8 protein-coding genes are annotated in these 11,907 nt (G+C 39.3%); 2 read left to right on the forward strand and 6 right to left on the reverse strand.

All coding sequences use genetic code 11. The features are described from left to right. Positions 1-74 precede the first annotated feature (74 nt). Entirely contained in the window at positions 75-3,479 is a 3,405-nt protein-coding gene (locus tag J8L85_RS08515) for a HEAT repeat domain-containing protein (RefSeq protein WP_211016462.1), read from the reverse strand. 213 nt (positions 3,480-3,692) lie between these two features. Between J8L85_RS08515 and J8L85_RS08520 the strand changes: the two genes are divergently transcribed. Beyond that, positions 3,693-4,625: a DUF1080 domain-containing protein gene (locus J8L85_RS08520; RefSeq protein WP_211016464.1), complete on the forward strand. Its 933-nt coding sequence runs from the start codon at positions 3,693-3,695 to the stop codon at positions 4,623-4,625. 52 nt (positions 4,626-4,677) lie between these two features. Here the strand turns inward: J8L85_RS08520 and J8L85_RS08525 are convergent, their stop codons facing one another. The 5 genes from J8L85_RS08525 to J8L85_RS08545 all read right to left on the reverse strand — a co-directional run bounded on the left by J8L85_RS08525 (position 4,678) and on the right by J8L85_RS08545 (position 11,035). After that, on the reverse strand, positions 4,678-4,905 hold the full coding sequence (locus J8L85_RS08525; protein WP_211016466.1) for a DUF2007 domain-containing protein: 228 nt from the start codon (positions 4,903-4,905) through the stop codon (positions 4,678-4,680). 7 nt (positions 4,906-4,912) lie between these two features. Further along, positions 4,913-7,108, reverse strand: a complete 2,196-nt coding sequence (locus J8L85_RS08530; protein ID WP_211016468.1) for a transferrin receptor-like dimerization domain-containing protein — start codon at positions 7,106-7,108, stop codon at positions 4,913-4,915. A gap of 34 nt (positions 7,109-7,142) precedes the next feature. After that, complete coding sequence (locus J8L85_RS08535; protein ID WP_211016470.1) at positions 7,143-8,246, reverse strand: Gfo/Idh/MocA family oxidoreductase; 1,104 nt, start codon at positions 8,244-8,246, stop codon at positions 7,143-7,145. Positions 8,247-8,298: 52 nt separating this feature from the next. Beyond that, positions 8,299-9,627 (reverse strand): ATP-binding protein, encoded by a 1,329-nt coding sequence (locus tag J8L85_RS08540; RefSeq protein ID WP_211016472.1) that lies wholly within the window; start codon positions 9,625-9,627, stop codon positions 8,299-8,301. Positions 9,628-9,694: 67 nt separating this feature from the next. Beyond that, the gene (locus J8L85_RS08545; protein WP_348771744.1) at positions 9,695-11,035 is read right to left on the reverse strand and encodes a M20 family peptidase; all 1,341 of its coding nucleotides are present in this window, start codon (positions 11,033-11,035) and stop codon (positions 9,695-9,697) included. A gap of 405 nt (positions 11,036-11,440) precedes the next feature. Between J8L85_RS08545 and J8L85_RS08550 the strand changes: the two genes are divergently transcribed. After that, positions 11,441-11,905 carry a hypothetical protein gene (locus J8L85_RS08550; RefSeq protein ID WP_211016476.1) on the forward strand — a complete coding sequence of 155 codons (465 nt, stop codon included), beginning with the start codon at positions 11,441-11,443 and terminating at the stop codon, positions 11,903-11,905. The last annotated feature ends 2 nt before the right edge of the window (positions 11,906-11,907 follow it).

An 11,907-nucleotide genomic window follows, 5' to 3' on the forward strand; every position in this document is an offset into this window, starting at 1 on the left:
TGTAATATTCAAGATTAGGTTGCTTTCAATTTAAAAAAATAAGGAAAATGAAGAATCTATAATTAACTAGGAAACTATGCTCCTTTTTGTTTAAGATTTCCTAAATACTCCATTAGATCCCTTAGCTCTCTTCTTGATATCATTCGCCCCATTGCCGGCATTGCCGAAATAGAGTTTTCCCTTTTTTTGATTCTCGCCAATGGAACTTCCATGGGTTCGGCCTCGGAGGTTCTTAACAATAGATCCGTTTTACGTTCTTCTATTAAAACCCCTGTAACCTTCTGTCCGTCGGTCAATGTTAGGGTTACTGATCCATACCCCGGCGCCAGTCTTGCACTAGGTTCTATCAAGGCCTCCAGTATTTCTTCCCTAGTAAGTATATTGGCAATATTGTCAAGTGCAGGGCCTACCTCTCCGCCGGTACCGTTTACCGCATGGCACCGAACACATTGTGCCGTAGGGTTGTTGTTAAATACTGTTCTACCGTTCCACCAACTACCTCCGTACAAGGTTTCTTGGTAAGAATCGGCGGTATATCCAAGATTTTTCAATTTCCCCATTTGTGCTATTAAAGTCGAATCTTCGGTCGCTTTCACCGATTCCATTAAGTCGAGCATAATTTCTTGACGCAATTGATTTTTACTTGCCTTGGCAATCAAATTAGTTAAAATGGCACTGCTTTTTTCTTTGGGTAAATCACCAAGTACATTGAGCATACGCTGTTGTTCGCCTACAGATCCTTTTTGGAAAATAGGGCCAACAATAGAAGGTAGTTTTTCTTTGGGCAAATCCAATTGTCCCAACAAGCCGACGGCGGCGGTACGTACTTCGGCATTGCTATCTTTCATTCCACGTGCCATGGCCGTTTCTATTTGTGAAAACTTCAGATTACCAAGAGTGGTCAAAAGAGTGGCCCTGACTTTTGATGAACCGTTCGATTTAAATATATTGTATAGTTTGTTGTTATAGGTGTTGATTCCGATAGATCCAATAGCTTTTGAAATGCCTATAAGTATCTCTGGGTTTTTTTGTTCAAGAAAGAATGGAATGTCTTTTTCCAGTTTATCTTTTAAAAGGTTTCCTTCTCTAATTACCTCTCCTCTGTAACGGCCGTCCACCCTGTCCAGCACACTTGGGTTGTTCCATGTTCCCAGTGCGGCAAGTGCCTCGCCTCTTATGACATTGGAGACCGAATTTCGTTTTGCAAAACGGATAAGGTCTTCAAGGGCCGTTTCGGTTCCCACTCGTAATGCCGCGTTAATGGCCCTTCTTAATAGAGGTTCTGAAGTAAAACGTTCTTCGGAAAGAGTTGCGGCAAGTGCAGGTAAAGCCTCTTCTATAGACCAGTCATCGTTTATGGCCCTCGCTGCCTCTGTTACTATATATTCGTCTTTATCAGATAAAAAGATGGATATTTTCGGATTTTGAAGTTTTCTTAATACTAAAACTGCCGCAATTCTTAAACTTCTATTATCGCTATCGGCTAAAGCGATTATGGGATCTACCTCTCCAATTCTTGATAGGGCCAAAACCCCGGCATGCCTTATATATAGATCCTTGTCATTGTTTTCTGCAATCATTTTGATCAATGGGTCTATAGCTTCTTTGTAAGCTAATCTACCTAATGCTTGGGCAGCAAAAAACTTGACCCTATCATTTTGATGCGATAACAATGGGAGCAGGTTTTCTGCAGCGTCATCAAATTTTACATCGCCAATGACCTTGGCAGCCTGTGCAATAATTTCCGGATCTTCATCAGAAAGTAAAGGTATTAAGGGTTCGGCTTTGTCTTTATTATTGGCCGCTATCTGCCCGATTGCCCAGATAGCATGAATACGTGCAAATTGATTTTCTTCTTCAATAATAGCTTTTTTTAAGGCTCTATAGCCCCAGAAGGTTCTTTGTGCCAGTTCAAATTGTGCCTTTTGGCGTATGCGCATATCTTCATAGCTAAGCAATTTGATCAAATTGTCAGTATCATCATTTTCATAATCATGGGTCATTAGTCTTTTGGTTTCAAGACGCTGTTGCTCTAGATCGTTTTCGTTGGCCGTAACATCCAGTTTCCAGACTCTTCCAAAATCTTTGGTCCCCCAACCATTGATCCAGTCTGCAAGATATAGGGCACCTTCGGGGCCAAAAGCTATGCCCGTAGGTAATACACCTGTAAGGATAGATTCGTCCGATTTTAGTTCAAAACTGGCACCTTTTGGTTGAAGGTCGAAAGACCAAATATGAGAGCGACTGGGGTCGCCTACAAATTCTACCAAGAAAAACTTGTCCAACCACTTTTTTCCCAATGCGGTACCCGGATTGTACAGCATACCTGTAGGGCCGTTATGAAAATTTTGAATCGGTGGTATAATATAGGCAGCTTGTCCTTCCCATCTGGGAACAAATAGTTTTTCGTCCATCCAAACATTATAGCCGTTATTGTTGGGGTCTGTATATTTTCCATATTGCCAGTTGGATCGCCAGCCAGCGTCGGAACCTTCAACAATATGAACCAGTCTTTCACTTTCTCCCTTGTGGTCGCCGTCGTTATCTGAAGATATAATATTGCCATAGGCATCAAAAACAAATTCATGGGTGTTTCTTAACCCGTGGGCAAAAACTTCAAAATCACTTCCATCAGGATTGCTTCTTACGATAACCCCTTGGTTCGGGTATTTATGGTTGACCCCATCAACAGTAGTTAGGTTGGCACCGATATCACCGATACCCCAATATATTTTACCATCGGGCCCTTGTATGGCTCCGGACATACCATGTCCGGAAAATCCGATATGCACGGCAAAACCTGTGGCTATACTGGTTTTTTCATCAATAACCTTATCATCATTGGTATCTCTAAGGCGATACATGTCGGGGCCTATACCCAAAAATATATCTTCGTCCCTGACCAAAAGTGCTCCGGCGACATCATTTACTTCGTCATTAAAATCATTCAAGATTTGTGTTGAAATATCTGCAATGCCATCACCGTCAGAATCTTCCAGCATCCATACCTCGTCCTTTTCAACGGCCAAATCGCGCCAATCATGAATAGAGTCGTTGTTCAAATCAGGAAACCAGCTATTTTCCTTGCTCTTTTCGGGGGCGAAGGTTTCATGTAGAAAAGCTCTCCTTTCTTCAACAGATTGTAATCCGATGGAGGCGGTCATCCAATCACGATGTCCCCTAATATCAAATTCCGAATTTTTATTTCTATTGGATCTGGTAATATATACCCTACCTTCATTGTCCATATCCATGGCAATTGGATCTGGAGCCAAAGAGTCGGAAGCCCATAGACTTAGTTGCAGACCATCTGCAACAATAGCGGTAACACCTTCTCTGGCCTTTTGTACCGTTTCAGAAATAGCGGTGCTATCCTCATAAATTACCACAGGGGTTTCTATGGGTTTTTTGTTTTGACAGGAAAAAGATAAAATAGAAAGGCAGGTAACGTAAAAAACAGAGTTGGAAAATAATTTCATTGGTTGGTTTTGAAGGGACTATTAATTGTTCGAATTTAAAATAAAGAACCGATAAATGAATGTAGTTTTGTGTTTGAATTTATCAATCGTTAAGTTATTCCATAATATTAAATGTTATTGTGACACTACACAAGTATTTTAAAAAAAATCGCTTAAGTTTTTAAATAACATGCCCTATATTTGATAATATCATAATTATAAATAGTTAGATTCATGAAGTACAGATTTTTGTTTTTTTCGTTTTTGCTTATTGTCTTATCTACATCTGTGACGGCCCAAGAAGGTCATCCCCTTGAAGGAAGGTGGAACTTAACCATTGATCAAGAGGGTAAAGAGTTACCTAGTTGGTTAGAGATTAGACATTCTGGTCATAATACTTTGATCGGTAGGTTTACGTTTGCTTTTGGTAGTGCAAGACCTATAGCGGAAGTAAAAAAATATGGAGATATTTTTTATTTTGAAATTCCACCACAATGGGAACCTGGTGCTTCAAATATGGAATTTGAAGGAAAATTGGTAGGTGACGGTCTTGAGGGTACCATGGTGTTTACGAATGGAAAAACCTATAAATGGACAGCGGTCAAGGCCCCAGAGTTGCCGTATTACGAAAAAGTAAAAACAGGAAAGAAAATCGAACTTTTCAATGGTAAAAATTTGAATGGGTGGAAAATTGTGGAAGGTAACCAATGGAAAGTGGTCGATGGAATATTAAGAAGCGATAAATCCGGTGTAAACCTTGTATCGGAAGAGAAGTTCAAAGATTTTAAGATCCATGTAGAATTTAGATATCCTGAAGGAAGTAATAGTGGTCTTTATTTAAGAGGAAGGTATGAGGTTCAGATTGCCGATAATTATGGTTTAGAACCTTCTTCTATCTACTTTGGAGGTATTTACGGGTTGATCGACCCAAATGAAAATGCAGCCTTAAAGGCAGGGGAGTGGCAGACCTATGATATTACCTTAATAGGTAGAAGGGTTACGGTTGTAGCGAACGGAAAAACGATTATCAATGGTCAGAACATTCTGGGTATGACAGGCGGTGCCTTGGATAATAAAGAAGCAGAAGCAGGACCGATTATGATACAAGGAGATCATGGCGCTGTAGAATTTAGGGCTATTGAGATAACTCCCCTTACAAAAGGATAGTTAATATCTATAACAGATAAAAAAAGCCTCCGGTTTATGGAGGCTTTTTTTGTTATTCTTCCCATTTAATCCCCGAAATAAGAGAAAGGGTTTTCTCTTCTTCATCTTTGTTCACATATATTTCCAATATATGTGGCAGGGGAGTGCCAAAACCGGCCAAACGGGCCGATTCATTTTCGTTTTTAATAATGGGGCGGATGCCATTTTTTATTAAAAGTAATTCAATGCGCTTGGTCTTAGCACTATCTCCCGCAAAAACTTTTATATAGTCGGCACCCATAATCGTCTTATTTAATGTTCGTGTTTATTTCTTTTAAGTAGTTGTTAAAAACACTTAGTGTTGTACTAAGTACTTTAATTTGTTCTTCGGCTTCTTTCCAGTTTTTCTGCTCTACGGCCTCTCTTACCCCTGGTAATGTTTTTACGCCATAACCGGTATAAAAACCTGGGGCATATATTTGATGCTTGTACCAAGGTCTTCTTGGTAATCCTTTTTCGGATGTAAGCATCTGTTCGGCCTTTATTAATTTTTGGTTCAATTGGCTTTTCTGTTCTTTGGAAAGATGATCGGTCTTAAGCTTTGAGAATTCGTCAATGGTAGATTTAAGTGTACTTAATTCGTTTTGTAAAGGAGAAAAGTCCAGATAAGGTACCATTGCTTTTAATTCGGGGCTTTTGGCCGGCTTTTTAGGGTCGGCAGAGAGGTCAAAAGCATTTGCCTTTACAAGTTTGTTATGTTTTTCTACCTCTTTTCTCATTTTCTCGGTCAATGACATTATTTCGTCCAAATACCCGGAAACGGTAGTATGCCATTGTTGAAAATCTAATGGAACTACATCTGCATTTGCCAATCTTAAGGTAATTCTGCCCGCAGTATTTGCCAATGCGATACCATAGGCAAAATCAGGATCTTTAAACCTTTTGTAATGCGGGTAGGTGTCGTAAATAGTGTGGTATTCGCCACCGGCATTTTCACCACCAAAACCAAGGTTAAGGGCGGCAATGCCCGCATGTTGAATAAATGGGGTGTAATCAGACCCAGAACCTAGGGCATATAGTTTAAATGAACCATCGCTACCTTGTACCATATCTCTTGCGATTCTGCGTTCTTTTACCGAAACTTTGGTCTGTGGGTCCGTCACCGAACCGGCAACTTCTGATACCATTGCCTGTAACGAATGTGACCCACCTGCACCTAAAAAGCCACGGCCATTGCCGTCGGTATTTATATAGGCAACAACCTTTTCCTGTAGTTCCTTTTTGTGGTCCTCGACCCATTCCGTGGAGCCTATCAATCCAGGTTCTTCGGCATCCCACGCACAATATACCAATGTTCTTTTTGGTTTGTGGCCTTGCTTCCCCAGTTGTGCGACCGCCCTGGCTTCTTCCATTAAGGCGACCATTCCACTTATCGGGTCATTGGCGCCGTGTACCCATGCATCGTGGTGGTTACCTCGCATTACCCATTGATCGGGATATTCTGAACCTTTCATGGTGGCAATAACATTATGGGCTGGGGTAATTTGCCAGTCAAACTTTAGTTTAAGATGTACTTTTGCCGGACCAGGACCTATGTGGTAGGTAATGGGTAACCCTCCACGCCAAGATTCCGGAGCCACAGGTCCTTCCAAGGCGGCCAATAATGGTTGGGCGTCTTCATAAGAAATTGGCAATACGGGTATTTTGGTTATCGTCGGGGCATTTTCCTTTTTTAATCTTTTGGCATCTTTGGTAGCCCCGTAACCAGGAGTTAGAACATCTCCAGGGTATGTAGGCATATCCATGACAGATCCTCTTTGAACACCTGTTTTGTTTTTAAACGCCCCTTTCGGATAAACATCACCTCTACCATACCCGTCATCTTGTGGGTCTGAATAAATGATGCAACCTATGGCTCCGTTTTCGGCTGCCAATTTTGGTTTAATACCACGCCATGATCCTTGATATTTGGCAATGACGATTTTTCCTTTTACGCTAATGCCCAATTTTTCCAATTCTTCATAATCTTTAGGTATGCCATAGTTTACAAAAACAAGCTCTGCTTCTACATCGCCATCTATAGAAAAGGCATTGTAACTGGGTAAAAGAGCATCGCCCTGAGCGGTAAAAGGGTCTCCTTCTACCGGAACAGCGGTAAGTTTTGCCTTGTATTTTGTTGGTGCCGTAAGTTCCAATACTCTTTCTGTAGGGTAAGGAAATAGAATATGATAGGTTTCTATTTTGGCATCGTAACCCCAAGACTTAAATTGGTCTCTGATCCATTTTGCATTTTTTTCTCCATACTTTGTGCCTACCCAATGGGGTTCTGCCGACATTCTCTGCATCCATTCATCTAAATTGGAAGCTTTTAGTTTGTCTTCAAAATCTTTTTCGATTTTAGCTTGTTGAGCTGCGCTGGTCGTAGAAAAACCGATGATGGGGCTCTGGGCTTTTAGGGAGCCAAAGAATAGAATAAAGATAAGTGGGATAAAAAGTTGTTTCATAATAGTGGTTTTTTTTGGTTGGGTTATTGGTCGATTACTTTTTATTTAGAATGATGGTTTTTCCTGATTCCGAACTGTCTTTGGAGGCCTGTAGTATTTCCATGGCAACAATATTGTTCTCTAGGGTATAAGGGCCAAATGGTTCAAGTTTTAAAGAATTGTTGATTACAGCGGCTAATACCGAAAAAGGGTCGTTATAGGGTTCTGGCCTATTTTGAAAGAAGAGGGTTTCTTCTGTAAAATCACTATACCCTTTTGATAGTCTTATACGAAGTTGATTGGCATTATCGGAATACAGAGCACCTTTCTCACCGTAGATTTCCATATCCTTTCTACCAATAGGCCAATTCCATGAAGGTTCTAAAATGGCCATGGCACCGTCATAGGTTAAAATGATGGTAGCGTCGTCATCTACCAACGGGTTGTTTTCTGGCTGTAACTGCTGTTTTACGGCAGTGACCGAATTTGGTTTTTTTCCCTTCATTAACCAGGTCATTAAATTAGCACCATAACAACCAAAATCCATAATGGCACCACCTCCGTTTAGTTCAGGGTCTGTTAGCCATTCTAGAAACTCGTCGGATACACCTATTTTTTTAGGCCCTTTATGTCCATCTCTAACAATTACCTTTCTTAGTCCTCCTATAGTACCATCTTCTAAAAGAGCTTTGGCTTTAAAATTGGTTTCGTACCATGAGGTTTCATAATTTGTAAGTACATGTATTTGGTGTTTCTCGGCCAAGTTTTTAATTTTTTGAGCATCGGCTAGACTGGTTGCCAGGGGTTTCTCTACCATTACATGAATTCCTTTCGGTGCACAGACCTCTACTACGTTTAAATGTTCTTTAATGTTTCCGAAAGCGGCAACGGCATCGGGTTTGGTGGCCTTTATCATTTCTTCTAGGCTATCGTAAACAATATCCATAGAAAACCCGTACTGTTGCGATAACTTTTGTGCCAGTTCTTTATTCTTTTCTACAATGCCCACCATGTTGATGTCCGATTGTGGTTTTCGGCTTAAGATCCAACCAACATGACCGTGGGTTAATCCGGCGACCCCTAATTTAAGGGGGGCTTCTTGCGAAAAAGAAGTGATAACGGTAAAAAAGGCAAGCGCAATGGTCGTATAAATTTTCATGATCAAATGTTTTTTGCCCGTCAACTACCGAGCCAATGATAACCTTGGTTTATTACTTTAAAGGTAATGTAAAATAGAAAGTACTACCTTTATTTTCAGTGGATTCTACCCAAATTCGTCCACCGTGGTATTCAACTACTTTTTTGCATCCGTAGAGACCTATACCCGAACCTTCAAATTCTTTTGAGGCATGAAGTTTTTGAAATGCCTTGAATATTTTATCGAAATGTTTTTTGGGGATTCCGATACCATTGTCCGAAACGGTAAACAGATAACTATCCGCTTTTTTGTAACAGGTGATGTTTATTTCCGGGTTTTTGTTTTTTGGTACAAATTTTAAAGCATTGTCCAATAGGTTTTGAAATAGCAGACCTAGTTCTATAGGGTAGCCCTGTACAACAGGTAGGTTATCTATGTTAATTATGGCTTTGGTCTCTTTTGTTCTGTGTGATAGATCTTTTAGTATATCGTTCAAGAGGTTGTTCAGATCAACCGATTCCTTTACTTTAGAGTTGCCGATCTTGGCATTCTCCAAGAGGTTATCTACCAAGAGCATCATTCTTGAAGAACTTGCCTTAAGATAATTAAAGTACGTGTCGACCTCTGGGCTACTTGAATTTTTAAAATGTGATTTTAACTGGTCGGTAATCGTATCGATATTACTTATGGGGGCTTTTAGATCGTGGGTTACCATATAGGTGAATTCCTCGATCTGTTTATTTTTAAGTTCCAGTTCTTGGTTTAAAAGGGCCAATTCTTTGTTTTGGGATTTTAAACTCTCTTGAGATTTTTTAAGCTCTAGGGCATTGGCTTTTAAAGACTTGTTTTTTAATTCTAGCTCAGTGGTATAGGATCTTGTTTTCTTTTCATCGTACATGAAAAAAGTAATGGATAGCCAACCCAAACATACCAAGAAAACAATAATTTCATCAAAAGGAAGGTCTATCGGCTCCAGTAACGGGCCATATATGTTAATATATAACGTTGGTAATATAAATATTAAGACATTAAATGCGATTATGATTTTTCTTAATTGCGGATGTTTACGAAAAATAATAAAGCTCATAAAGGCCGAAGTGGCCATTATAAGGTCTTGGCCAAAAAAACCGCCTACCAAAATTATGATACTCCCTAACATCAAAGGGGGCACGGTGGTCATATAGACCCTTGTTAGGTGCTTTTTATGAAGTCTATCAAAAACAACTCCCAAACTAAAGCCGATAGTAAGGATAAAAGTAATTATTTGAGCAGTTTGGGAATAGAAAAATAGTGAGGTCAGAAAAACGATGAACGAACATGCTGCGGAGATTGATGTAATATAGCCGAATTTAATAATCCACTTAGAGTGTTTCTTTTTACGGTCAGAAGCGTTTGCAAACATAAATATGGTGAGTTTTTTTACACAAAAAAATATTACGTACTAATATAATTTTATTTTTTGTGTTTTTTTAATTACTGTTTTTTAGCAAGTTGATATAAAACTGTATACCATTGTTAAAATCTGAAACGGCCAATCTTTCATTTAAACCGTGAAAAGATTTTTTAGTGTCCTCATTAAGGTGAATGGGGGAAAATCTATAAATATTTGGACTTAGTAGTTTAAAATGTCTGGAATCGGTGGCACCCACGACCAAGTTCGGAGAGGTTAATACCTCGGGGTACAATTCTTTAATAGTTCTATTGATCAACTGAAAGCCATAAGAATCTGTACTGGATAGATTGGAGGCTTCATTAGCGGTACTACTTTTTTTGATAACCACACGGTCATCGTTTATAACCTTGGTTACATGGTCTAATACATCTTGTATGGTGGTCTCCGGTAATATTCTAAAATTTACGGTAGCATTGGCCCTTTGCGGAATTATATTGTCTTTTATTCCGCTGTTAAAGATAGTCGGGGCGGTAGTGGTTCTTATCATGGCACTACTACTGGGACTTTTTTCGAAGGCAGATAGTATTACAGGTTTAAGAATATTCTTATTGGCAAAGACAAGTTTATTGGGAAAAGGCATTTCTGGACCTAGATAATCTATAAAACCTTCAAGTGGCACCGTCAATTTTGTAGGCAACGGGTTTTTTTTGATTTTTGAGATGGCAGCGGCCAAGACATCTATTGCGGTTTCTTTACCGGGCATAGACGAATGTCCTCCTTCTATCTTAACGGAAAAATTCAAGCTCAAAAAACCTTTTTCGGCTGTTCCGATAAGGGCTACATCTTTAGAAACCCCCGGAACAAGCCCTTTTGCGATAACACCTCCTTCATCCATGATAAATTCGGCTTCTACGCCTTTATCCTTTAAATAACCGGCCATGGCCGTTGCTCCCCTTGGACCACCAATTTCTTCATCGTGCCCAAAAGCCAAATAGATATCCCTTTTAGGGCGATAATTATTCTTTAAGAGCCACTCTACTGCTTCCGATATGGCAATAACGCCTACTTTGTCATCAATGGCACCACGGCCCCAAATAGTATCGTTTTTAACAATCCCTGAAAATGGAGGTACTTTCCATTCCGGTAGATTTTTTTCTATCACAGGTACCACATCTAAATGTGCCATAAGAATTATTGGCTTTAAAGAGGTATCCGTTCCTTTCCATAAGTATAGATGGCTAAAGTCGTTAAATCGTTTTTTTATCAAGAGAGAATCCATGAGCGGGTAGCTGGATTTCATGAAGTCATTGAATTTTTTGAATTCCAAAGAATCAAAATCCGCTAAATTTTCCGGTGAAACGGTTTTTATTTGTAGCGCTTTAGAAAAACGGTGTATTGCACCAGGATCTATAGCCACTTTCTCGACTTTTTCTATCGATATCTGTTTCGACTCAAAATTGAAATAATTGTAAGTTAAAATTGCAGCAAACACTAGTATACAAACTAGTAAAAAAAGAAGGATTTTTTTGAGTGGTTTCATTGGTTGGTTTATTATCCTTAAATATAACAAACTTGTAAAATAAATGGGTTATCCTCATTTTTTTAATGGATTAAAACATGTTTTGTTCGTTTATAATCGCACTTCGTTACTTTTTTTGTCGCTATAGGTATTCAAATTATAGGACAGATATTTATAAGGGTAGTGATGATATGATGGATGTAATCGAATATATTGGTGCTTGATGGAAAAATAGGTCAAATATGAAATGAAAATAATTGTTGCACGTTATATTAGTCGTGAACTTATTATTTTTTTAAAAAAATGAAAATAAAGGTTTTTCTTTTATTGTTAATGGCGAATACCTATTTGGTATATTCTCAAGGAGTCTCAAATGCAGCAAAGCATGTAGGTGCAGGTATTGTAATCGGAGGAGTTGGCGGATATGCCGCTCATGAAATTTTTAACGGACGACAGGGCTGGACCTGGGCCGGTTCTTTTGGGAGCAGTTTGGCCGCTGGGCTAATAAAGGAATCGTACGATAAAGCTAATGCCGATATGTGGCAAACAGATGATGTCGTTTTTACTGCTCTCGGAGGCTTTATTTCTGGTTTGGTCCTAGATTTGATATTAGAGAATAATAGAAGAGGAGGAGGTAGGTCCGGTAAAAATTGTGGTTGTTTGGTAGCGTTTGAAAATACTATCTCACCAACCTATGTTCCTATAATCAATGAAGGGGGCTCTAGGGATATAGGATCGGAAATACAAGCTTCTTATCTTTTAAAGTAGGA

It is taken from the genome of Maribacter sp. MMG018 (assembly GCF_018100785.1).
In the GTDB taxonomy this organism is placed as follows: Bacteria; Bacteroidota; Bacteroidia; order Flavobacteriales; family Flavobacteriaceae; genus Maribacter.

Bases quoted from the DNA above. Each gene is read 5' to 3' on its own strand.
- J8L85_RS08535 (WP_211016470.1), bottom strand. From the start codon at position 8,246: ATGAAAATTTATACGACCATTGCGCTTGCCTTTTTTACCGTTATCACT.
- J8L85_RS08515 (WP_211016462.1), bottom strand. From the start codon at position 3,479: ATGAAATTATTTTCCAACTCTGTTTTTTACGTTACCTGCCTTTCTATT.
- J8L85_RS08530 (WP_211016468.1), bottom strand. From the start codon at position 7,108: ATGAAACAACTTTTTATCCCACTTATCTTTATTCTATTCTTTGGCTCC.
- J8L85_RS08520 (WP_211016464.1), top strand. From the start codon at position 3,693: ATGAAGTACAGATTTTTGTTTTTTTCGTTTTTGCTTATTGTCTTATCT.
- J8L85_RS08550 (WP_211016476.1), top strand. From the start codon at position 11,441: ATGAAAATAAAGGTTTTTCTTTTATTGTTAATGGCGAATACCTATTTG.
- J8L85_RS08525 (WP_211016466.1), bottom strand. From the start codon at position 4,905: ATGGGTGCCGACTATATAAAAGTTTTTGCGGGAGATAGTGCTAAGACC.
- J8L85_RS08540 (WP_211016472.1), bottom strand. From the start codon at position 9,627: ATGTTTGCAAACGCTTCTGACCGTAAAAAGAAACACTCTAAGTGGATT.